19 protein-coding genes are annotated in these 23,924 nt (G+C 60.6%); 16 read left to right on the top strand and 3 right to left on the bottom strand.

What is annotated here, in order from left to right; genetic code table 11:
- The first annotated feature begins 267 nt into the window (after positions 1-267).
- The 7 genes from RAC79_RS13865 (at position 268) to RAC79_RS13835 (ending at position 9,392) form a co-directional block, all read left to right on the top strand.
- Positions 268-897, top strand: a complete 630-nt coding sequence (locus tag RAC79_RS13865; RefSeq protein WP_078053892.1) for a flavin reductase family protein — start codon at positions 268-270, stop codon at positions 895-897.
- Positions 898-1,246: 349 nt separating this feature from the next.
- Positions 1,247-2,182 (top strand): LysR family transcriptional regulator, encoded by a 936-nt coding sequence (locus RAC79_RS13860; RefSeq protein WP_003521693.1) that lies wholly within the window; start codon positions 1,247-1,249, stop codon positions 2,180-2,182.
- A 106-nt stretch (positions 2,183-2,288) separates the two neighbouring features.
- Entirely contained in the window at positions 2,289-2,768 is a 480-nt protein-coding gene (locus RAC79_RS13855; protein WP_065657697.1) for a formate dehydrogenase subunit gamma, read from the top strand.
- On the top strand, positions 2,765-4,321 hold the full coding sequence (locus RAC79_RS13850) for an NADH-quinone oxidoreductase subunit NuoF (RefSeq protein WP_174040636.1): 1,557 nt from the start codon (positions 2,765-2,767) through the stop codon (positions 4,319-4,321). Before RAC79_RS13855 ends, RAC79_RS13850 begins: the two co-directional genes overlap by 4 nt.
- Positions 4,322-4,325: 4 nt before the next feature.
- Positions 4,326-7,208, top strand: a complete 2,883-nt coding sequence (fdhF, locus tag RAC79_RS13845) for a formate dehydrogenase subunit alpha (protein ID WP_059756356.1) — start codon at positions 4,326-4,328, stop codon at positions 7,206-7,208.
- A gap of 71 nt (positions 7,209-7,279) precedes the next feature.
- Positions 7,280-7,624, top strand: coding sequence for a formate dehydrogenase subunit delta (locus tag RAC79_RS13840; protein WP_080858059.1), 345 nt, complete (start codon positions 7,280-7,282; stop codon positions 7,622-7,624).
- Positions 7,625-7,739: 115 nt separating this feature from the next.
- Positions 7,740-9,392, top strand: a complete 1,653-nt coding sequence (locus RAC79_RS13835) for an OFA family MFS transporter (protein WP_003521686.1) — start codon at positions 7,740-7,742, stop codon at positions 9,390-9,392.
- A gap of 90 nt (positions 9,393-9,482) precedes the next feature.
- On the opposite strand, the gene RAC79_RS13830 is transcribed toward RAC79_RS13835, so the two are convergent.
- The 3 genes from RAC79_RS13830 to RAC79_RS13820 are packed head-to-tail and all read right to left on the bottom strand — an operon-like array spanning position 9,483 to position 12,070.
- Positions 9,483-10,379, bottom strand: coding sequence for a dihydrodipicolinate synthase family protein (locus RAC79_RS13830; RefSeq protein WP_080858061.1), 897 nt, complete (start codon positions 10,377-10,379; stop codon positions 9,483-9,485).
- A 31-nt stretch (positions 10,380-10,410) separates the two neighbouring features.
- Positions 10,411-11,292 carry an SMP-30/gluconolactonase/LRE family protein gene (locus RAC79_RS13825; protein WP_374997160.1) on the bottom strand — a complete coding sequence of 294 codons (882 nt, stop codon included), beginning with the start codon at positions 11,290-11,292 and terminating at the stop codon, positions 10,411-10,413.
- 58 nt (positions 11,293-11,350) lie between these two features.
- Positions 11,351-12,070 carry a FadR/GntR family transcriptional regulator gene (locus RAC79_RS13820; RefSeq protein ID WP_374997159.1) on the bottom strand — a complete coding sequence of 240 codons (720 nt, stop codon included), beginning with the start codon at positions 12,068-12,070 and terminating at the stop codon, positions 11,351-11,353.
- 301 nt (positions 12,071-12,371) lie between these two features.
- Here RAC79_RS13820 and RAC79_RS13815 point away from each other — a divergent pair, with 301 nt between their 5' ends.
- The 9 genes from RAC79_RS13815 to RAC79_RS13775 all read left to right on the top strand — a co-directional run bounded on the left by RAC79_RS13815 (position 12,372) and on the right by RAC79_RS13775 (position 23,917).
- A complete protein-coding gene (locus RAC79_RS13815; RefSeq protein ID WP_374997158.1) occupies positions 12,372-14,321 on the top strand; it encodes an ABC transporter substrate-binding protein in 1,950 nt (649 codons plus the stop codon).
- Positions 14,322-14,441: 120 nt separating this feature from the next.
- Entirely contained in the window at positions 14,442-15,428 is a 987-nt protein-coding gene (locus RAC79_RS13810; RefSeq protein WP_003521681.1) for an ABC transporter permease, read from the top strand.
- Positions 15,429-15,437: 9 nt separating this feature from the next.
- Entirely contained in the window at positions 15,438-16,562 is a 1,125-nt protein-coding gene (locus RAC79_RS13805; RefSeq protein ID WP_003521679.1) for an ABC transporter permease, read from the top strand.
- A gap of 8 nt (positions 16,563-16,570) precedes the next feature.
- Positions 16,571-18,295, top strand: coding sequence for an ABC transporter ATP-binding protein (locus tag RAC79_RS13800; RefSeq protein ID WP_374997157.1), 1,725 nt, complete (start codon positions 16,571-16,573; stop codon positions 18,293-18,295).
- A gap of 44 nt (positions 18,296-18,339) precedes the next feature.
- Positions 18,340-19,527 carry a galactarate dehydratase gene (locus tag RAC79_RS13795; RefSeq protein WP_104680032.1) on the top strand — a complete coding sequence of 396 codons (1,188 nt, stop codon included), beginning with the start codon at positions 18,340-18,342 and terminating at the stop codon, positions 19,525-19,527.
- On the top strand, positions 19,514-20,380 hold the full coding sequence (locus tag RAC79_RS13790; protein ID WP_374997156.1) for an aldose 1-epimerase: 867 nt from the start codon (positions 19,514-19,516) through the stop codon (positions 20,378-20,380). Before RAC79_RS13795 ends, RAC79_RS13790 begins: the two co-directional genes overlap by 14 nt.
- A 160-nt stretch (positions 20,381-20,540) precedes the next feature.
- Complete coding sequence (locus RAC79_RS13785; protein ID WP_065657709.1) at positions 20,541-21,314, top strand: FadR/GntR family transcriptional regulator; 774 nt, start codon at positions 20,541-20,543, stop codon at positions 21,312-21,314.
- A 78-nt stretch (positions 21,315-21,392) separates the two neighbouring features.
- A complete protein-coding gene (locus RAC79_RS13780; protein ID WP_338808894.1) occupies positions 21,393-22,901 on the top strand; it encodes an ABC transporter substrate-binding protein in 1,509 nt (502 codons plus the stop codon).
- Positions 22,902-22,969: 68 nt separating this feature from the next.
- The gene (locus tag RAC79_RS13775) at positions 22,970-23,917 is read left to right on the top strand and encodes an ABC transporter permease (protein ID WP_020810606.1); all 948 of its coding nucleotides are present in this window, start codon (positions 22,970-22,972) and stop codon (positions 23,915-23,917) included.
- Positions 23,918-23,924 lie beyond the last annotated feature (7 nt).

The following is a 23,924-nucleotide window of genomic DNA, read 5'->3' as shown; positions in this document are numbered from 1 at the left end:
CGAACGGGTGAGTCACTAGCTCCAGTCAAAGTTCCTGACATGATGTCAGGTTTACTCCCCGGACCCCTCCAGGCCGGGGAGTTTTTGCGCTTATAGTCGATACGTGGATGGCGGCTCCGTCCATTTGGTCGGAGAATGCGCGCAGGCTTGCTGCTCTTCCCTTGCTCGCAAATGTGATACAGCAAAATCGGCTATCCCGTGAGGAGGGCAATTGAGTAATTGTCTGCAATATGAAATATTATTGTATACAATAAATCAGGTACTCCCATGGAATTCGATTTTACCGCGCTTGAGCCGCAAAGCCGTTATCGTTTGCTGACCAATTTTATCGGTCCACGGCCGATAGCGCTTGTCACGACGCGCTCGGCCGCTGGTCACAACAATGCCGCGCCGATGAGCTTTTTCAACGTTTTCTCCCATGATCCGCCGATCGTTGTTCTCGGCATCCAGCCGCGTGTGACGGGCGAGGAGAAGGATACGATGGCCAATATTCGTCGCACCGGCGAATTCGTCATCAACATGGTCGATATGGCTCTGTCCGAACAGATGCTCGTCTGCGGCCTGGGTTTCGAGAGCGAGGTCGATGAACTTTCGATTGCCGGACTGACGGCCATGCCCTGCAGCAAGATCGATGCAAGCTTTGCGGCGGAATCGCCCTGCGCCTTCGAATGCCGTGTGGAGCGCCTGATCGATTATCCACGCCGTACCCTTGTTCTGGGCGAAGTCGTGCACATGCATGTCCACAAGGATTGTCTCGATGCGGAAGGGCGTTATGTCGATCCGGACCGATATCAGCCCATCGCGCGCCTGCATGCCGATAATTACATCAGCTCGGATCGCCAGTTCGTCCTCAAGGCGCCTGCGATGAGCGACTTCATCAAGCCGACTGGCGAGTGAAGGTTTCTGCGACTGAAGCGCCGAATACCTTTTGCCTGCCGCCGCAAACTCGAGAAAATGAGAGGGTAGGGCATCGCGGCGGCGATGACGATTGGTTTCGTTTCCCGGCGCTGTGCGGCAGGTCAGGCGAAACGACGGATGGGTCAATGCCGCGATAAAGCTGCGTCCAGTGCGGTTGGAGTGGTTGACCGAACGTCGCGGCCATGACTGCCCGTGCCTGATGGAATCCAGTCTCGCCACCCCGTGCGGTTTCAGGAAAACAACGGCATTCATTTGCGGGCTTCCCCGCCTCGTTCTAGTGTTCTCCTGCTCGCACCATCGCAGGGTCGCGAGCGACGCGGGAGGACGCATGATCGACAAGCTGGAATTTTTCATTGCATTGGCGCGCGCAGGGCATTTTGGCCGCGCGGCAGAGGAGTGCGGCGTTTCCCAACCCAGTCTCTCGGCCGCGATCCGGCAGCTGGAGGACCAGCTTGGTGTCGTTCTTGTGGTGCGTGCGGCGCGTTATCAGGGGCTGACACCGGAGGGCCAGCGTGTTCTCGAATGGGCGCGTCGCATCGTCGCCGATACGCGCACCATGCGTGAGGAAATGCGTGCGGCGCGCAAGGGTCTGGCGGGCCACATCCGCCTTGCGGTCATTCCGACGGCCCTTGCGATGGTGCCGCGATTGACGGAATCCTTTCAGGCGCGGCATCCCGACGTGACCTTTTCCGTGACGTCACGCACCTCGCTTCAGGTCCTGAGCCAGATCGAAAACCTCGAGATCGATGCGGGAATCAGCTATCTCGACAATGAACCTCTTGGCCGAGTGACCACGGTACCGCTCTATTCGGAGCGATATCACCTGATTGCAGCAGCCGGCACGCCGCTCGCCGATCAGGAAAGCGTTACCTGGAAGCAGGTTTCAGGTCTTAGGTTATGCCTATTGACTTCGGATATGCAGAACCGTCGCATCATCAACAAGCATATGGCGGAAGCGGGCGTTGAGGTGAAGCCGACATTGGAGTCCAACTCCATGATTGTGCTGTTTTCGCATATCCGAACCGGACAATGGGCTTCAATAATGCCGCGTAACATAGCGGAATCATTCGGTTTTCCAAAACAGATCAGAATGATACCGATTACCGAGCCGGATGCGGAACATCTGGTGGGGCTGATCGCGACCTATCGTGAACCGCACACCCCGCTCGTTTCTGCGCTTCTTCATGAGGCGCGTCAGCGCGCAGCGGCGATGGCTTTTGATAGGAATTTCCTATCGGTTGACGAAAACACATTATTGACCTGATCCGGCCGACCTCGCCATTCTCCAGAACCATGCAGGGGCTGCGCCGGGACTGAAAAACATGTGCCGCTCGCCATACCTGCCCCTGTCGGTTTGGGAGGACTGGCTTATGAATATCCGTGCGGTTGCCGCAGATGAGGCGGCTCGTGTTTCCGCCATCATTGACGAACTTCTCCACCTGGAGGGGCCATTGCTGCCCATTCTGCACGCGGTGCAGGAAGAATTCGGCTACATACCGGAAAGCGCCAAGCAGATCGTCGCATCCGCGCTGAATATTTCGCGCGCCGAGGTCCATGGCGTCGTGACCTTCTATCCCGATTTTCGAGATCATCCGTCCGGCCGGCATGTGCTGAAGCTCTGTCGCGCCGAGGCTTGCCAGTCGATGGGTGGCGAGCCTCTTGCGGAAACCATCAAGAACCGGCTCGGCCTTGACTGGCACGAAACCGCAGCCGACGGTTCCGTCACGCTGGAGCCGGTTTTCTGTCTCGGGCTTTGCGCACAGGCGCCCGCGCTGATGCTGGATGGCGAGCTTCATGCGCGACTGGATGAGCACTGTCTTGGCGACATTCTGGCGGAGGCGCGCCGATGAGTGTCACCGTTTTTGTTCCAGGCGATTCCGCCGCGCTTGCCGTTGGCGCAGACCGTGTCGCCGAAGCAATCGGCCGCGAGGCGGCCAGCCGCAACCTCGAGGTTCATATTGTCCGCAATGGCTCGCGCGGCATGCTCTGGCTTGAAGTGCTGGTGGAAGTGCGCACCGAACATGGCCGTATTGCCTACGGGCCGGTCAAGGCCAGCGACGTTGCTTCGCTTTTCGATGCGGGTTTTCTCACCGGCGGCGAGCATCCTCTCTGTCTCGGGCCGACGAAGGACATTCCGTTCCTGAAAAGCCAGACGCGCCTGACATTTGCCCGCTGCGGCGTTACCGATCCATTGTCGCTTGCGGATTACCGCGCCTATCAGGGCTTGAAAGGCCTCGAAAAAGCCGTCGCCATGGCGCCGGCCGATATCGTTGCGCAAGTGACCGAAAGCGGCCTGCGCGGACGCGGCGGCGCGGGTTTCCCGACCGGTATCAAATGGAAGACCGTCGCCGATGCGGTGGCCGACCAGAAATATATCGTCTGCAATGCCGATGAGGGCGATAGCGGCACCTTCGCCGACCGCATGATCATGGAAGGCGATCCCTTCGTGCTGATCGAAGGCATGGCGATTGCCGGCCTCGCCGTCGGCGCGACGAAAGGTTTCATCTATACGCGCTCGGAATATCCTTACGCCATCAAGGTCATGGAGCAGGCAATCGCAATCGCCCGCCGCGAAGGCATCATTGGCCCATCCGTGCTTGGTTCCGGGCGGGCCTTCGATCTCGAAGTGCGCATGGGTGCCGGCGCCTATGTCTGCGGCGAGGAAACCTCGCTTCTGAACAGTCTGGAAGGCAAGCGCGGAACCGTGCGCGCCAAGCCGCCGCTTCCTGCTTTGCAGGGCCTGTTCGGCAGGCCCACCGTCGTCAACAATGTGATTTCGCTCGCCTCCATTCCGGTCATCATGGATCGCGGCGCGGCGTTTTATCGCGATTTCGGCGTCGGCCGCTCGCATGGCACCATTCCCATCCAGCTTGCCGGAAACATCCGGCATGGTGGGCTTTATGAGACCGCCTTCGGCCTGCCGCTCGGGCAGCTGATAAATGATATCGGTGGCGGCACGATCACCGGCCGCCCGGTCAAGGCGGTGCAGGTGGGCGGTCCGCTCGGGGCCTATTTCCCGGTTTCGCTGTTCGACACGATCTTCGACTATGAAGCCTTCACGGCCGCCGGTGGCCTGATCGGCCATGCCGGCATCGTGGTTTTCGACGATACTGCCGATATGCTGCATCAGGCCCGGTTCGCGCTGGAATTCTGCGCCGTCGAAAGCTGCGGCAAGTGCACGCCCTGTCGCATCGGCTCCACACGCGGCGTCGAGACGGTGGACAGGATCGCGCTCGGCATCGAGCCGGAGAAAAATACGGCACTCCTCGCAGATCTCTGCGAAACCATGAAATTCGGTTCGCTATGTGCGCTCGGCGGTTTCACGCCCTATCCCGTCATGAGCGCACTTCGGCATTTCCCTGATGATTTTGCCCCCATCCCACGTGTTGAAGCGGCGGAGTAAGACCATGGCCCTTGTAACGGAATTCGACTATGGAACCCCCAAATCCCACGCAACTGACATGGTGACGCTCACCATCGACGGCAGGCAGGTGACTGTGCCTGCGGGAACCTCGATCATGCGCGCCTCGCGCGAAGCGGGTATCGATGTTCCAAAGCTCTGCGCCACCGACATGGTGGATGCCTTCGGTTCCTGCCGCCTCTGTCTGATCGAGGTGGAGGGCCGCAATGGCACCCCCGCCTCCTGCACCACGCCTGTCGCCCCCGGTCTCGTCGTGCACACGCAGACGGAGCGGCTGAAGCAGATCCGCAAGGGCGTGATGGAGCTTTATATCTCCGATCACCCGCTCGACTGTCTGACCTGCGCCGCCAATGGCGATTGCGAGCTGCAGGATATGGCCGGCGCCGTGGGCCTGCGCGATGTGCGCTACGGATACGAAGGCGACAACCACGTCAAGGCCCGCACTGGCGATGGCGATCTTAACGCGCGCTGGATGCCGAAGGATGAAAGCAATCCCTATTTCACCTATGATCCTTCCAAATGCATCGTCTGCTCCCGTTGCGTGCGCGCTTGTGAGGAAGTGCAGGGCACTTTCGCGCTGACGATCGAAGGACGAGGTTTTGAAAGCCGTGTGTCGCCCGGCGCGCATGAGGCGTTCCTCGATTCCGACTGCGTTTCCTGCGGCGCCTGCGTGCAGGCCTGTCCGACGGCGACGCTGACGGAGAAATCGGTGATCGAGATCGGCCAGCCGGAGCATTCGCTGGTCACGACCTGCGCCTATTGCGGCGTTGGCTGCTCCTTCAAGGCGGAAATGCGCGGTGAAGAGCTGGTGCGCATGGTGCCGTGGAAGGACGGGCAGGCCAATCGCGGCCATTCCTGCGTCAAGGGCCGCTTCGCTTATGGTTATGCCACCCACAGGGACCGCATTCTCAACCCGATGATCCGCGAGAAGATCAGCGATCCATGGCGGGAAGTCACATGGGAGGAGGCCTTCTCCCATGTCGCGTCAGAGTTCCGGCGTATCCAGGGTCAATATGGCCGGGAATCCATCGGCGGCATCACCTCGTCCCGCTGCACGAACGAAGAAACCTTCCTCGTCCAGAAACTCATCCGCGCCGGCTTCGGCAATAACAACGTCGATACCTGCGCCCGCGTCTGCCATTCGCCGACGGGCTACGGTCTCGGCCAGGCCTTCGGCACCTCCGCCGGCACGCAGAATTTCGATAGCGTCGAGCAGTCCGATGTGGTGCTGGTGATCGGCGCCAATCCGACGGATGGGCATCCTGTTTTCGGTTCGCGGCTGAAGAAGCGGCTGCGACAGGGCGCGAAGCTGATCGTCATCGATCCGCGCCGTATCGATCTCGTCCGCACGCCGCATGTGGAGGCGTCCTTCCACCTGCCGCTGAAGCCCGGAACGAATGTCGCGGTGCTGACGGCGCTTGCGCATGTCATCGTCACGGAAGGGCTGTTCAACGAAGCCTTCATTCGCGAGCGCTGCGACTGGTCGGAATTCGAGGATTGGGCCGCTTTCGTCGCAGAACCCCAGCATAGCCCGGAAGAAACCGAAAGCTTTACCGGTGTGCCGGCGGAAGAGGTGCGCGGCGCCGCGCGTCTTTATGCCAGGGGTGGCAATGGCGCCATCTATTACGGGCTCGGTGTCACCGAACACAGCCAGGGGTCTACCACGGTGATGGCAATCGCCAATCTGGCCATGGCGACCGGCAATATCGGCCGCCCCGGTGTAGGCGTTAATCCGCTGCGCGGTCAGAACAATGTTCAGGGTTCCTGCGACATGGGGTCTTTCCCGCACGAGCTTCCCGGCTATCGGCATATTTCCGACGATGCCACGCGCGACATCTTCGAGAAACTCTGGGGCGTGAAGCTTAACAACGAGCCGGGGCTGCGTATTCCCAACATGCTCGATGCGGCCGTGGATGGCAGCTTCAAGGGCATCTATATTCAGGGCGAGGACATTCTCCAGTCCGATCCGGATACGAAGCACGTCTCGGCCGGTCTCGCCGCGATGGAATGTGTCGTGGTGCACGATCTCTTCCTGAACGAGACGGCGAATTACGCCCATGTCTTCCTGCCGGGATCCACGTTCCTCGAAAAGGACGGCACCTTCACCAATGCCGAGCGCCGCATCAACCGCGTCCGCAAGGTCATGTCCCCGAAGAACGGTTATGCCGACTGGGAAGTGACGCAGAAGCTGGCGCAGGCCATGGGGCTTGCATGGAACTACGCGCATCCGTCCGAGATCATGGACGAGATCGCGGCGACGACACCGAGCTTTGCCGGTGTTTCCTATGACTATCTGGAGGAGAAGGGCTCGGTGCAGTGGCCCTGCAACGAGAAATTCCCGGATGGTTCGCCGATCATGCACGTGGATGGTTTCGTGCGCGGCAAGGGCAAGTTCATCCGCACCGAATATGTGGCGACGGACGAACGCACCGGTCCGCGGTTCCCACTGTTGCTCACCACCGGCCGCATCCTGTCGCAATACAATGTCGGCGCGCAGACACGGCGCACGGAAAACGTCGTCTGGCATGAGGAGGATCGGCTCGAAATCCATCCGCACGATGCCGAACAACGCGGCGTGAAGGATGGCGACTGGATCAAGCTCGCCAGCCGGTCGGGCGATACGACGCTGCGGGCGCTGATCACCGACCGCGTGGCGCCCGGCGTGGTCTATACGACCTTCCACCATCCCGGCACGCAGGCGAACGTCATCACTACCGACTTCTCCGACTGGGCGACCAACTGTCCGGAATACAAGGTGACCGCCGTGCAGGTATCGCCTTCCAACGGGCCGACGGAATGGCAGGAGGAATATGATGCGCTTGGCCGACGTTCGCGGCGGATCAGCGGCAAGCTCGAAGCGGCGGAATAAGGAGAGCCGGGTGCGCCCGGCCTTGTCACACACAGAGGCGTCGGCCGGCAGCCGGCGCGGGGGAAGAGGTCATGTTGCTCAACCACACCGATGAAAAGCTGGTGAGAATGGCGAACCAGATCGCGACATTCTTTCTGTCGCAGCCGGAAGACGTTCGCATCGAAGGTGTCGCCACCCACATCAACAAGTTCTGGGAACCGCGCATGCGACGCCGGTTCTTCGAGATGGTGGATGCCGGGGCAGGTGATTTTCTGCCGCTTGTGCTTGCCGCGTCGAAGAAGATCAAGCGGCCCGACGATCCGGCGGCCGATGCCGTGGGTCTCGGCGACGATGCGAAGGGCGCGCCGGGCGGCAAAGGACCAATTGCGGGTGAGTCCCTTTCGGAACCGAGCGTCCCGGAAAGCACAGAGGCTTGAGCGGCGCGACCGCAAAATCACACTTTCGGCCGGACGGGGGACGTTCGGCGATATCGATGTTCGCCCGGCGGGGTGAACGTGACATGTCCAGACATCCACGAGGGAGGTAATGTCAATGGCAGTAGCAGGTGCGACAGCGGGAGAGGCGGCGCAAGCCGGGTTTTTGGACCGCGAACGAATAATCGCAAGACCGGGTTTCAATCGCTGGCTGGTGCCGCCGGCGGCCCTTGCCATTCATCTATGCATCGGCATGGCCTATGGCTTCAGCGTGTTCTGGCTGCCGCTGTCGAAGGCTCTGCCGGCCACGGACCCCAGTTGTTCCAGCCTCACCCTTCTGGGGGCGCTGTTCACCACTGAGTGCAACTGGCGCGTGGCCGATCTTGGCTGGATCTATACGCTTTTCTTCGTTCTTCTCGGCTGCTCGGCGGCCATCTGGGGCGGCTGGCTGGAAAGAGTGGGGCCGCGCAAGGCCGGCTTCGTTTCCGCCTGCTGCTGGTGCGGCGGCATTCTGGTGGCGGCAATCGGCGTCATCACGCATCAGCTGTGGCTGATGTGGCTGGGCGCCGGTGTCATCGGCGGTATCGGCCTCGGCCTTGGCTATATTTCGCCCGTATCGACGCTGATCAAATGGTTCCCGGACCGTCGCGGCATGGCGACGGGCATGGCCATCATGGGTTTCGGCGGTGGTGCGATGATCGGCGCGCCGCTTGCTAATCTGCTGATGAACAACTTCAAGACGGACGTTTCGGTCGGCGTCTGGCAGACTTTCGTCGTCATGGCCCTGATCTATTTCGTCTTCATGATGGCGGGCGCTTTCGGTTACCGCATTCCGCCATCGGGCTGGCGTCCGGAAGGCTGGACCGCGCCCTCCGCCAAAAGCGCGATGATAACCCATCGCCACGTGCACCTGCGCGACGCACATAAGACGCCGCAGTTCTGGCTCATCTGGGCGGTGCTGTGCCTCAACGTTTCGGCAGGTATCGGCGTCATCGGCATGGCTTCGCCCATGCTGCAGGAAATCTTCGCAGGCTCGCTGATCGGCTTACCCGGCGTGGGCTTTGCGGATCTCGATGCAGGGCAGAAGGCGCAGATCGCGGCGATTGCTGCCGGTTTCACCGGGCTGCTTTCCCTGTTCAACATCGGCGGCCGCTTCTTCTGGGCGTCGATGTCCGACAAGATCGGCCGCAAGAACACTTATTTCTGCTTCTTCATTCTCGGCATCATTCTTTATGCGCTGGCGCCGACGCTTGCGACGATGGGCAACAAGGCGCTCTTCGTTCTCGCCTTCGGTATCATCCTGTCGATGTATGGCGGTGGTTTTGCGACCATTCCCGCTTATCTCGCCGATATTTTCGGCACCCAGTTCGTCGGCGCAATCCACGGCCGCCTGCTGACGGCGTGGGCGACAGCGGGCATCGCCGGCCCTGTCGTCGTCAACTACATCCGTGAGGCGCAGATCGCGGCGGGCGTGGCGCCAGGACCCGCGCTCTACACCAGCACCATGTATATTCTGGCGGGCATGCTGGCGATTGGCCTCGTGGCCAATGCCTTCGTGCGGCCGCTTTCGGACAAGTGGTTCATGTCGGATGCGGAGGTCGCGACGCTGCAGGCAAAGACGGCGGCCGCCAATGCCGGCCCGACAGGCTCCTTCGGCATCGGACGTGGCGGGCTGGACACCAAGGCGGCACTTGCCTGGGTTGCTGTCGGTATTCCGCTTCTGTGGGGCGTATGGGTTACCGTGAAGAGCAGCCTTGCACTCTTCGGCTGAGGCAATCAGGCCCGGAAAGCATATGCCGGCTCATGGCCGGCATATGATCTGATAAAAGCGAAAACGTGCAGCTTGCCGGTACGGCGTCCATCAACGCCAGCTGGCAAGCAGTCCTTCGAGTGTTGCGCGGTCTTCTTTGTCCAGACGGGCAAGTCCCGGCGCACGCACGGGGCCAACCTTCATCCCCAGAATTTCCATGGCTTCCTTCACCACGGTCACGTTTGCGCCGTTGCGATATCGTGTCCGCAGCCGTTCGAACAATTCGATCTTTTCGATGATCTTCCGTGCGGCCGGGAAATTGCCGGCCGTCAGGGCGTCGTGAACCTGCAGGGAAAATTGCGGCGCGACATTGACGAGACCGGATGTAAAGCCGCGCGCACCAACCGCCGCGAAGGCGGGCGCCCAGCTTTCAGCCAGTCCACAGACATATAGAGCGCCGTTCGGATCGGAAGCGGCAATCGCGCGCGACAGAAGCATGATGTCGGTCGTCGCGAACTTGATGCCGGCGACATTCGGGTGGCCGGCGAGCCTTACCATGTCATCTACCGAAAAGCCGTCCGCCCGGACATAGGCGACCAGCGGCAATTCGCTGCCCTCCGCAAGGCCGATAAAATAGTCGATCTGCGATTGCGGGGCTGCAAAAGGGTCGACCGGCTGATGCGACATGACGGCGGATGCGCCCATTTCTTTTGCCTGACGCGCCATGGAGAGCGCCTCGCGCTGCGAGCGGCCAATCGCCGCCGTAACCGGGGCTTTGCCGCTGACACCTTTTACTGCGGCCTCATAAACCTTCAGAATTTCCGCGGGCGTCAAGGCGTAGAATTCGCCCGTATTGCCCGCCGCGACGATATTGTGGATGCCTGCCTTCGCGACGCGGGCGTAAACCTCGGCGGTAACACCGGTCTCCACTTCGCCGCCTGCATCGTAAGCCGTTACCGGAACACCGGAGATGCCCTGCAGGGCCTGGCGAAAATCGAATGTCGTCATCAACTGGGTTCCTTAAGATCAAAAGTCATCTTCAGATGGAGAATTTGTGAACGGGCGTGCCGGCGACCGGGGCATCGAATGCGACAACCGTGCCTGCGGTGGTTATTCCGTCCGTCTCGGTGACGAGACTTGTGAGGTAGATTGTCTTGAGGTCGGGACCGCCGAAACACGGCATGGTCGGCCCCTTGAACGGCAGCCGGTAGACCTCGAACAATTCGCCGTCCGGTGAAAAGCGGTTGAGACGTCCCGCCTGAACGCCGGCGCTCCAGTAACAGCCTTCGCAATCGGTCGCCGCACCGTCCGGCCTGCCTTCATCCGGCGCGAAATCGTGCAGGCGTTCGGCCGGGCCGAGCCTGCCGGTCGCGACATCGAAATCGAACGCCTGATACATGAGGCCGCTGCTGTCGGAATGGTACATGCGCCTGCCGTCCGGGCTCCAGGCAAGCCCGTTCGATGTGAACATGTTGCCATCGATGATGCATTCGATGCCGCCATCCGGGGCGACGCGATAGAGGCGGGCATTGCCTGTCTGTATCGCGGCCTCGTCGCGGGTCCCCACCCAGAAATGGCCGTCCGGACCGACCTTTCCGTCGTTGAGGCGGCTGTCGGGCCGCCCGTCGTCCGGGTCGCAGAGAAGATCGAGCTTGCCGCTCGCGGGATCGAGAAGATGCACACCGGTCTTGAGGCCCGCCACGATCAAGCCATTGTCGCAAAGGCCGAGACAGCCCACTTGAGCGGGCATGTCGTATCTGTCGAGTTTTCCACCGGGATGCAGGCGAAAAATGGCAGGCGCGAGAATATCGACGAACCACAGATCGCCGGTTCGCTCGTCCCAGGCAGGCGATTCGCCGACCTTCAGCGGGGTATCGATCAGGGAACGGAGCTTCGGTTCCATGATGTGTGGCTGGCTCACTGGTTCCTCTCCCTCATCCGCCCTTTATGATTCTGTTTTCGACATTGCAGGGTGCGGCCTAGCTGCCGACGCCCTGAAACATGCGGGCGCGCGCCTTCAATATGTGGTCTTTCATCGCGTCATGCGCGGCCTGCTCACGCCGCGCAAAAATCGCTTCCACGATGGCCGTGTGCTCGTTCTGGACTTCGCGCACATGCTGCGGCGTCCGCTTGAGGCTGAGGCTGCGTGTCACCGACTGGCCGATGGCGAAATGGGGCTTGAACCAGATCCGCACCGTGATGTGGAACTGGTTATGGCTCGCCTTCGCGATGGCTTCGTGCAGGGCGAAGTCTTCCTCCGCGCCGAGATCGTTGCGCTCGAGACACTGTTCCAGCGAGGCAATCGCCTGCTCGATACGCACCTTGTCCGCTGCCTGCCAGTTGCGTGCCGCAAGCTCGGCCGCGGAAGCCTCCAATCCGGCCCTGAACTCAAAAAAACGCTGCACGTCGGCCAGCGAGCCGACCGGCACCTGTTGCAACACGGAAGAATCCGGCTGCTGGCGTACATAGGAGCCGGATCCCTTTTGCGAAACAATAAGCTCGTCGTTCCGAAGCCGCTCCAGCGCTTCCCGCACAACCGGCCGCGACGCGCCAAACAGCGACGCCAGATTCTGTTCCGATGGCAACCGCTCGTTCACGGGAAACCGCCCGTCCGAAATCATGCCCACGATTTTTTCGTAGATGATGTCGCTCAGCCGAGTCTCGCCTCGAGCGGCGGCAGATGCAGTGTGATTGTCCATCAGCAGCCCTTCCGTTGCAAATCGCTGAAGTTAATGGGTTTCCTGCATTTCAATCGCAACAGAAATACCGGGGTTTTTGTGAGCGAGAGGGCTGTCCTGCCGATTTTTTCTTTAAGCCTGATCCTGAAAACCGGCCTACAAATAAAAAAGATGTAAAAATCTGTCAATACTTGTAATCATCTGAAAACGCTCATATGGTCTGCCCCTGCCGATGGAGGATCGGCGTGCTGGCTGGCCGGGAGGGCCGTCGCGGTTCGGTGAAAGCCGTTTCGCTGCCGGTGATTTTTTGGGAGGATTGTCGATGCGCGATGGCGAAGCATTTTCACTGGGCGTAACGCGCCGAACCTTTATGGCGGGTGTTGGCGGCGTGGCCGCCCTTTCCGTCATCGGGACCTCGGCGCGGGCTGCCGCCGGCAAGCAGGCGCCGGAACTGGAGGCGCTGGTAAAGGACGGCAAATTGCCGCCTTTAGCCGAACGTCTGCCGAAAAATCCGATGGTGGTGACGCCGCACGAGAAAATCGGCACCTATGGCGGCACATTGCGCCGTGGCCTGCGCGGTTCGTCGGACCATAACGGCATCCTGCGCATGGTCGGCAATCAGGGCCTTGTCCGCTGGAACATGGATTTCACCGAGGTTCTGCCGAACCTTGCGGTGAAATGGGAAGTCAACGACGATGCCTCGCAATTCACCTTCCACTTGCTGGAAGGCGCAAAATGGTCGGACGGCCACCCCTTCACCGCCGATGACGTGGTGTTCGCCATCGAGGACTGCATCAAGAACAAGGAACTTTACAGCGCCACGCCGGCGCAGCTTTCCGTGGCCGGTAAGGCGGTCGATGTCGAAAAAGTCGACGATTTCACGGTAAAGTTCAAATTCGCCGCGCCGAATGCGCTTTATCTCGAAAACCTCGCCACGCCGCTCGGCCAGCATCCGACGCTGTTTCCCAAACACTATTGCAGCAAGTTCCTGCCGAAATACAACACGGCGCTCGATGCCAATGTGAAGGCGGCGGGTGTCTCCAGCTGGACCGAGCTGTTCCGCGCCAAATGCGGCGATATCGAAATTCCGTCCCGCTGGTCGAATGTCGACAAGCCGACGCTTGATCCATGGGTGGTGAAAGAACCCTATTCCGGCGGTGCGACACGCGTGGTTATGACCCGCAACCCTTACTTCTGGCAGGTCGATACCGAAGGCAACCAGTTGCCCTATATCGACGAAATCAATTTCGGCATTTCGCAGGATGTCGAATCGCTGATGCTGAACGTCATTTCCGGCAAGATCGACATTCAGGAGCGCCATATCAGCGTTCTTGCCAACAAGCCGACCCTGTCTCAGAACATGAAAAAGGGTGACTACCGCCTGCTGACGCTGGTGCCGTCTGCCGCACAGCAGTGCCAGATTTACCTGAACATCACCCATAAAGACCCGGCGATGCGCAAGATGTTCGCCGACAAGTCGTTCCGCCAGGCGTTGTCCATCGCGCTCAACCGGCAGGAAATCATTGACATCGTCTATTTCGGTCAAAGCGAGGGCTATCAGGCCGGGCCGCGCCCGACACACCCCTGGTACAATGAAAAGCTGGCGCGGCAATTCACCGAATATGATGCGGACAAGGCGAACGAGCTTCTCGACAAGGCCGGTTACGACAAGAAGAACGGCAACGGCATGCGGTTGCGGCCTGACGGTCAGCCCGTCTTCTTCTCGATTGACGTTATCCCGACGCTCTATCCCGATCTGGTCGATGCGCTGGAACTGGTGAAGGCGCAATGGGCGCAGATCGGCGTCGACATCAAGGTCAACACCATCGAACGCGCGCTCTATTACACGCGCGGCGATGACAATGCCCATGATGCGGCCGTCTGGCCCGGCCCCGGCGGTCTCGATCCGATGCTCGATCCGCGTGATTTCTTTGCCTTCCATCCGCAGGGGTCGCGTTACGCCATTCCGTGGGCGCTCTGGTACACCTCGAATGGCCAGAAGGGCGAAGAGCCGCCGGAAAGCCAGAAGCAGCGCTTCAAGCTGTTCGATGAGGCGCGCTCGACGGCCGACCTTGCCAAGCGCGGCGAGAAGATGAAGCAGATCTTCGACATTGCGGCGGAAGAGTTCGAGACAATCGGCCTCTGCCTTGCGGTGGGCGGTTTCGGCATCATCCGCAACAATCTGCGCAATGTGCCGGAAACGGAACCAGACAGCTGGACCTGGCCCAATCCCGGCCCGGCGCTGCCGCAACAGTTCACCTTCACAAGCTGACATCGCCACATGGGTGTCGCTGCCGCAACGCGGCGACGCCTCTCAGGTTGTTTCGACCACCCACAGCCGTCTCCCTAGTGGAAGGCGGCGCGTGCGGCACAATGTGATTGCGAGAACGACATGCTGCTTTTTATCGTAAAACGCCTGCTGTGGATGATACCGTCCCTGTTTGCCGTCAGTTTCCTTGCCTTTGTCCTGATCCAGCTGCCGCCCGGCGACTATGTGACGACCTATATCGCCACACTGGCCGCCTCGAACGAGGTCATCGACCACAATACGGCGGCGCAGCTGCGCGAACGTTTCGGCCTCGATGACCCGATGATCGTTCAATATCTGAAATGGATCTGGGGCATCGTCAGCCGCGGCGATTTCGGCATTTCGTTCGAATGGCAGCAGCCGGTTTCAGGCCTCATCTGGGAGCGCATGGCGCTGACGCTGGTTCTGGCCATCGCAAGCCTTCTTGCAACCTGGGCCATCGCGCTTCCCATCGGCGTCTTCTCCGCCGTGCGCAAATATTCGATTGGCGATTATCTTTTCACCGCCTTTTCCTTCTTCGGCCTTTCCATACCCTCGTTCCTGCTGGCGCTGGTGCTGATGTATGTCGCGGCGGTGGAGTTCGGGGCCGATGTCGGCGGGCTGTTTTCAGCCGAATACGAGACCGCCTCGTGGAGTATCGCCAAGATGATGGACCTGATGGCCCATATCTGGCTGCCGGTCGCCATCCTTGCCGTGTCTTCCACCGCAAGCCTCATCCGCGTCATGCGCGCCAATATGCTGGATGAGTTGCCCAAGCCCTATGTCACCACCGCGCGGGCAAAAGGCTTGTCCGAGTTCAAGCTGCTGACGAAATATCCGCTCAGAATTGCGCTCAATCCGTTCATCTCCACCATTGCATGGCTGTTGCCCAATCTCATTTCGGGCTCCGTGGTTGTCGCAATCGTGCTCAACCTGCCGACGGCCGCGCCGCTGCTTTTGCAGTCGCTGATGGCGCAGGACATGTATCTCGCCGGCGCTTTCGTGCTGCTGATCTGCGCGCTGACGCTGATCGGTTCGCTTATCAGCGACATCCTGCTTGCGCTGGTCGATCCGCGCATCCGGCTCGAATAGGAGGGCGCCATGAGCGATATCACCATGACCACCAATGCCCGGCAGGACCGCGCCGCCGTCGCCTCGCAGTGGCAGCTCATCTGGTGGGCCTTCAAGCGCCACAAGCTGGCCATGGCAGCCCTGTTCATCACCGTCGCCATGTATATCGTTGCGCTGGTGCCCGGCTTTTTCGCCATCAACGATCCGGTGCTGCAGAATGCCCGCGCCACCTTCCATCCGCCGCAGCGCGTCCATTTCATCGATACGACCGAGGGTTTCTCGCTCGGGCTGCATTATTATCCGTTGAAGCTGACCCGCAATCCTGAAACGCTGGCGGCCGTCTTCGTTGAAGATACGGCGAAGAAAATTCCGGTCCAGCTTTTCGGTCGCGGTTACGAATATTCCGTATTTGGCCTGTTCACCACGGATATACATCTGTTGGCCTCCACCGATAAAACGCGCCCGCTCTTCCTCTTCGGTGCGGATCGTCTCGGCCGAGATGTCTTCAGCCGCGTGGTGCAGGGGGCGCAGGTCTCCCTGTCCATCGGTCTTGTCGGCGTGTTCTTCTCGTTGCTGCTCGGCGTCGTTCTGGGAGGCATTTCGGGATATTACGGCGGCCGCATCGATTTCGTCATGCAGCGCGTGATCGACTTCGTGCTGTCGCTCCCCACCATTCCCATCTGGCTGGCGCTGGCCGCCGCCCTGCCGCAGGGCTGGCCTGCCACGCTGCAATATATGATGATCACCATCATCCTGTCGCTGACCGGCTGGGCGCAGCTTGCCCGCGTCGTTCGCGGCCGGTTCCTGTCGCTCAGGACCGAAGAATTCGTGGCTGCGGCCAGGCTGGATGGCGTGCCGGAAGGGCGCATCATCTTCCGCCATATGCTGCCCAGTTTTTCGAGCCATATCATCGCTTCTGTCACCCTTGCGGTGCCGGCGATGATCCTTGCGGAAACATCGCTGTCCTTCCTTGGTCTCGGACTCCAGCCGCCCACCATTTCCTGGGGCGTGCTGCTTCGCGAGGCGCAGAACATCCGCTCGATTGCGACTGCACCCTGGCTGTTCCTGCCCGGTGTGGCGGTCGTCATTGCCGTCATGGCGCTCAATCTGCTCGGCGACGGTCTGCGCGATGCAGCCGACCCCTATAACAAGTGAGGCCCCGGATGAGCGATATTCTCTCCATGAAGCCAGCCAAACCCCTGCTCGAAGTCCGCAATCTGGTGACCGAATTTCCGGTCAGAAACGGTGTGTTCCGGGCGGTCAACGACCTGTCTTTCTCCATCGATCCCGGCAAGACGCTCTGCGTCGTCGGCGAAAGCGGCTCCGGCAAATCCGTCACCGCCCGTTCGATCCTGCAAATCATCGACAGCCCCGGCCGCATTGCGTCCGGCTCGATCATCCTCAACCGCGCCGACGGCACGTCTCTCGATCTGGCAAAGCTCGATCCGCGCAGCCGGGCCATCCGCTCGGTGCGCGGCGCTGACATCGCGATGATCTTTCAGGAGCCGATGTCGTCGCTTTCACCCGTGCATACCGTGGGTGACCAGATCACCGAAGTCCTGCGCCTGCATCTGAAGATGAGCAAGGCAGAGGCGCGGGCCGAGGCCATCGAACTGTTGCGGCAGGTGGAAATCCCTAACCCTGAAAAGGCGCTGGATCGTTACGCCTTCCAATATTCGGGCGGCATGCGCCAGCGCGCGATGATCGCCATGGCGCTGGCCTGCAAACCGCAACTCCTGATCGCCGACGAACCGACGACGGCGCTCGATGTCACCACACAGGCCGAAATCCTCGACCTGATATCGCGGCTGCAAAAGGCGCACGGCATGGCTGTGCTCTTCATCACCCATGACATGGGCGTGGTGGCGCAGATTGCCGATGACGTGCTGGTCATGCATCACGGCGTCGCCAAGGAATATGGCACGGTCGACGAGATATTCCACAATCCGAAAGATCCCTATACCCGCATGCTGATCGGCTCCGTTCTGAAGCTGGAGCAGAAGGCGGAAATCCGCCTGGCCCGCCCGCCGCTCGATCTTGCGGCCGCGCCCATCCTCGAGGTCAACGACCTCTCCATGCATTTCGGCGAGATGAAGGCGCTGGACGGCGTATCGATCCGGCTGCTTCCCGGCGAAACGCTCGGCATCGTCGGCGAAAGCGGCTCCGGCAAGACCACGATGGGCCGCTCGATCATGCGCCTCTACGATCCGACCGGCGGTGCGATGCTCTATCGCCGTGCGGATGGCACGGTGGTCGATTTGGCGAAAATCGAGGGTGCGGAGCTGAAAGCCGCGCGGCGCGAATTACGCATGGTGTTTCAGGACCCGTTCGGATCGCTCAATCCACGCATGACGGTGGCGCAGGTGATCGGCGAGCCATTGCTCGTGAACGGTATTGCAAAGGGCAGGGAACTGGATGAACGCGTCTGCGCGCTGATGGAGCAGGTGGGTCTCGACCCTGCCGGGCGCGAGCGTTATCCGCACGCTTTTTCCGGCGGCCAGCGCCAGCGTATAGGCATCGCCCGCGCCATCACGCTGAAGCCGCGCATCATCGTGGCGGATGAGGCAACCTCGGCGCTCGATGTTTCGGTGCGGTTCCAGGTGCTGGATCTTTTGATGCGGCTGCAGGACGAGCTTGGCCTCGCTTATATCTTCATCAGCCACGATATCGGCGTCATCCGCTATATGTGCGACCGCGTCGGGGTGATGTATCGTGGCAAGCTGGTGGAAGTGGGAGACGCCGAAAAGGTCTGCAACGCGCCGGATCACCCTTACACACAGGCGCTTCTTTCCGCCATTCCGCGCCCGGACCCGCGCGACCGGGATCGCACCCGCAGATTCCGCTACGTCGAACCATCCGAAGTCAAGAACGGGGCCGTCGCCCGTTAGTGCCGGGCCTGTCGCAAGCTGCAATTTATGAGGAAGACTGAAGCATGAAAATCGATCGCATGCGGGTATTCGTCACCCGCGACAAGGACCGCCCCCGCGTCATCGTCGCTCTCGATACGGATGACGGTTTGACCGGTTGGGGCGAGTGTTACAATCACGGCCCCGATCTCGCCCTGCCGCCGGTGCTGGACTACCTCTACAGCTTCCTTGCCGGGCAGGACCCGACGCGAGTTGAATATCTCTACAACCTCCTGCTCCAGCAGAACCGCTTTCCGCCCGGAGCGCTCGGTCTGTCGGCAATCTCGGCGCTCGATCATTGCCTCTGGGATCTCGCGGCCAAAGCGGCGGGGGTGCCGGTCTACAAACTGCTGGGCGGCGAAGTACGCGACCGTATCAAGGTCTATGCCGGTGTCTATACGGCCCCGGACGCACCGGCGGCGAAGGAGGAGTTCGACCGGCTGAACGAGGACTGGGGCTTCACAGCCTTCAAGCTCAGCCCATGGCGCGTCGATATTCACGCCCATCGCTGGGGGGAGGTGGTGCGCAGTTCGGCCGAATATTTCCGCTCGCTTCGCGAAACGGTGCGGCCCGACTACGACATCGCCTTCGACGCCCATGCCAAGATTTTCGAGCCAGCGGCCGCCCGCCAGCTTGGCAATGCGCTTGCCCCTTACGACCCGCTGTTCTTCGAAGAGCCTTTGCGTCCCGAAAATATCGAGATGTGGGGAGACCTGAAACAGGGGCTGAACTGCACGCTGGCGACCGGTGAAAGTCTCTATAATCGCAATGAGTTCCTGCGTCTTCTTCAGGTAAAGGGTGCGGATATCATCCAGCCCGACATCTGCGTTGTCGGCGGCATTTCGGAGATGCGCCGCATCGCCACGCTGGCGGAAGCGCATTTCGTCAGCATCGCGCCGCATAACCCGATGGGACCGCTCGCCACCGCCGTCAACGTGCACTTCTCCGCCGCCCAGCAGAATTTCCGCATTCTCGAATACCGGCTGCCGAAAGGGCAATGCTACGTCTATGGCGGCACCGATCTTGAAAAACGCGAGGACGAAACCCGTTATGTCGTCGACCCCTATCTGCCGAAGGACGGATATCTGGAACTGAGGCCGGACCGCCCCGGCTGGGGCGTGGAGATGGATGAAAAAGCCATGCAGGAGGATGGCTATGTTCATTGGCAAAGACGGGTACCCAAACGGCCTGACGGCTCCTATGCCTTCGCCTGAAACGGTTGCGATTGCCTGCGGGCGGCTCTCTGCCCGCCTGCGCCCCGCTTGGGGAGGCAGAATGACCCATCTGCGGCACGCGGACTACGGCGATATTCTGGTGCCGACAACGGAGCAGGAGTTCGAGCCGTTCGACTGGCCGAGGGCCGGCGCATATCCGCTGTTTCCCTATCACAACCGGCTCTATGACGGGTCCTTTGTCCATGCGGGTATCCACCATGACCTGCTGCCGCATCCGGCGCTTGCGCCTGACGCCATGCATGGCCCGGCTCATCGGCGGCCGTGGGAGATTTCATATCTGTCTTCGGATTGGGTCTCACTGGTACTGGACTATGAGGCTGACCGGGAGTGGCCTTTTTCCTTCCGCGCCGAGCAGTCTTTCCTGCTGGAAGATGCCAGCCTTACCGTCGAACTGTCGATAACCAATCGCGCGAATGGGCCAGCGCCGATGTCGCTGGGCTGGCATCCCTATCTGGCGGCCGGGCTCGGTTGCGATGCGCGGACGGACGCCAAACTGCATCATCCGCTGGATGCGCAGAACGTGCCAACCGGCCAGCCGCCGGCACCTCGCCCGAAACCCGCCATTCCCGCCGCAACGGGATACACATTGCATTTCACCGATTGGTCAAGCGCACAGGTCGACTTCGACAGGTTTTCACTACGGCTTAAGGCCGATCCCGTTTTCCGCCATCTCGCCGTGCACCGCATGGAGCGCTATCTCTGTCTTGAGCCCGTTTCCATGGCCGCCGGAGCGCTTGGTTTGCCGCAGGCGCAGCGGGAAGGGCAGGTTCTAGGGACGGTTGCCCCCGGCGAGCGCCTGTCGGGGCGCATCAGGCTCTCCATCGATCTTTAGGAGGGGTGGGTGCGTCTATGACGCCCACCCTTCACCTTCAAAAAAAGCCGTATGCCCATATTTTGAGCGCCAATTATTGCCGCTCAAAAATAAGCTTGACGACGGCAAAAATTTCTCACCAAATGAACCAATATAGGATTGGTTCAGTAAATGGTGCGACTTGACGGTGAACCCCAACGATAACTCCAACTACGCGCTGGCGAAGTTGCGGGAGTACATTCAAACGCAGGATCTTGCGAAAGACCGTCGCCTGCCGACGGAGCGGGCCTTCGCGGAAACCTTCAATGTCGGCCGTCGTGCAGTCCGTCGTGCTCTTGAGGTTCTGGAAGCCGAAGGTCTGATCTGGCGACGGCAGGGGGCGGGAACCTTTGTGGGCGAAAAGCCGGACGATTGGTCCGCCCAGGTGACGGAACTGGTCGCCGGCACGGATATCATGGAAATCATGGAAGTGCGCCTGCGCATCGAGCCGCAACTGGCGCAGCTTGCGGCCATGCGCGCCAAGCCCGCCGAGGTGGAGCGCATGCGCGCCCTTGTCCAGAAGACAGGCCAGAGCACGGATGCCGACGCCAAGGAATTGTGGGATGGTTCGCTTCACCGCCAGATCGCCCAGAGCGCTGGCAACAAATTGTTCCTGTCCATCTTCGATGTCGTCAACCGCATTCGCCAGGACGATGCATGGCAATCGATACGGGAACTGGCGCGCCGCAGCGGCACGAACGGCAAGGCTTCCTTCGAACAGCACATAGCGATCGTCGATGCCATCGCCGATCGCGACCCCGCAAGAGCCGGCGAAGCGATGCGCCAGCACCTTCTCATGCATCAGGAAAGGCTGATCCGCGCCACCTCGCTCGGCTTTCTGGAGGAGAAAACCGGAGAAGACATTGCCGCCCGCAGCACGGGCGATGCCGACAATCCGCTCACGCCGGCCTCATAGGCAGCAGGGCAGACCTGCCGGCCTTTCCGGGCCGGCCAATCAAAAAAAAACAAAGATAACCAGACCAGAGGATAGAACATGAAGAAAATCAAGACATTGACTGCCGCCTTATTGGCCGGTGCATTCCTGTCCACGCCGGCCATCTCGTCCGAATTGCGCATCGGCCTTAACGATGACGCCGACGTTCTCGACCCCGCGCAATCGCGCACTTTCGTCGGCCGTATCGTTTATACCGCCATGTGCGACAAGCTCGTCGACATCTCGCAGGACATGAAGATCGTTCCCCAGCTTGCCACCGAATGGGCCTGGTCCGAGGGCGGCAAGGTGCTGACGATGAAGATCCGCGACGGCGTGAAATTCCACGACGGCGAGACACTGGATGCGGCGGCTGTGGTCGCCACCATCGAGCGCAACATGACCCTGCCGGAATCCCGCCGCAAGAGCGAGCTTTCCTCGGTCGAAAAGGTCGAGGCCACCGGGCCGCTGGACGTCAAATTCACCCTGAAGACGCCGGATGTCACGCTGCTTGCGCAGCTTTCCGACCGCGCCGGCATGATCGTCGCGCCGAAGGCGGCCAAGGAACTGGGCGCGAATTTCGGTTCGAAGCCGGTCTGCGCCGGGCCGTTCAAATTCGTCGAGCGCATCCAGCAGGACCGTATCGTGCTCGAGAAATTTACCGATTATTGGGACAAGGACAAAATTCTGGTCGACAGGGTCGTTTATCTGCCGATCCCCGATACGACCGTGAAGCTTGCCAATCTTCGCTCGGGAGACCTCGATATCGCCGAGCGCATCTCGGCCTCCGATGCCGAGTCCGTCAAGAACGACGCCAATCTGACCTATGCGGATGTCATCGGACCGGGCTACATGGCCATGTATGTCAATATCAACAATGGTTCGCGTGCGGATAATCCGCTCGGCAAGGACAAGCGCCTGCGTCAGGCCTTTTCTTATGCGATAGACCGGGAAGCGATTGGCCAGATCGTCTTTGAGGGCACGTCAAAGGCAGGCAATCAGGCCTTCCCGCCCACAAGCCCGTGGTTCAACCAGAATCTGCCGGTGCCGGCGCGCGATATCGACAAGGCCAAAGCGCTGATGAAGGAGGCGGGTTACGAAAAGCTCGACATCGAGCTTCAGCACGCCAACAACACAACGCAGACGCAGATGATGCAGGTCATCCAGTCCATGGTCGCGGAAGCCGGCTTCAACGTCACCCTGAAGGCCACGGAATTCGCGACTCTTCTGTCCGAACAGACCGCCGGCAACTACCAGCTCAGCCGTTCCGACTGGTCGGGACGTATCGATCCGGATGGCAATCTGCATCAGTTCGTCACCTGCAAGGGCGGCATTAACGATGTGAAATATTGCAATCCCGAGGTCGACAAGCTGCTGAACGAGGCCCGCGCCTCGACCGAGGATGCGGTGCGCAAGGAAAAATACGATGCCGCAAGCGTCATCCTCAACGATGACATGCCGATCATCTATCTTGGCCACCAGCCCTATGCCTATGCCATTTCCAACAAGGTCAAGGGCTGGGCGCCGTCGCCGGATGGCATGATCCGCCTTCTCGGCGTCTCCAAGGACTGAACGCTTCGCATGCGCCGCACGGCCTTGCCGTGCGGCCCTCACGAATTGGCACGAACGAGGGCCATGCCATGCCTGTTTATATCGGCAAGCGACTGCTGGTCGCGATCCCGACGCTTCTGATCATCTCCATCTTCGTCTTCTCGCTGCAGAAACTGCTACCGGGCGATCCGGTGCTTGCCATGGCGGGCGAGGAGCGCGATCCGGCGACGATTGAATTCCTGCGGGAGAAATATCGCCTGAACGACCCTGTGCCGCTGCAATATGTCAACTGGCTGGGCGGCGTCGTGACGGGCGATTTCGGCATTTCGCTGCGCACCAACCAGCCGGTGCTGGAGCTTATCGGCCAGAAGCTGCCGGTCACCATTCAGCTGGCGGTGATGGCGATGTTCTTTGCCATGGTCATCGGCATTCCCATCGGCATTCTGGCCGCCGTCAAGAAGAACACGTGGATCGACTACACGGCCAATATCGTGGCGCTTTCCGGCCTCTCCATCCCGAACTTCTGGCTCGGTATCATGCTGATCCTGCTGGTGTCGGTCAAACTCGGCTGGTTGCCGGCATCCGGTTATGAGTCGATCTTTGTCGATCCCGTCCGCTCCATCGAAACCATGATCATGCCCGCCTTCGTGCTGGGCAACGCGCTTGCGGCGACGCTGATGCGGCATACACGTTCGGCGATGGTGGCGGTGCTCAGTTCCGACTATATCCGCACCGCCCGCGCCAAGGGGCTTTCGCCGCGCGAGATCATCCTGTCGCATAGTTTCCGCAACGCGCTTCTGCCCGTCATCACATTGCTGGCGCTGCTCTTCGGCGAATTGCTGGCCGGGGCGGTGCTGACGGAGCAGATTTTCACCATTCCCGGCTTTGGCAAGATGACGGTCGATGCGGTGTTCACCCGCGATTACGCCGTCGTGCAGGGCATTGTTCTTTGCACCGCCGTCGGCTTCATCCTCATGAACCTTCTGGCCGACATTGCCTATGTCCTGCTCAACCCCCGCCTCAGGGCGACGATCTGAGGCCCCG

The organism is Agrobacterium sp. LR_9, assembly GCF_041954855.1.
Lineage (GTDB): Bacteria > Pseudomonadota > Alphaproteobacteria > Rhizobiales > Rhizobiaceae > Agrobacterium > Agrobacterium leguminum.
Note: the sequence above shows the minus strand (reverse complement) of the source record. Positions and strands in the feature narration are given on the sequence as shown.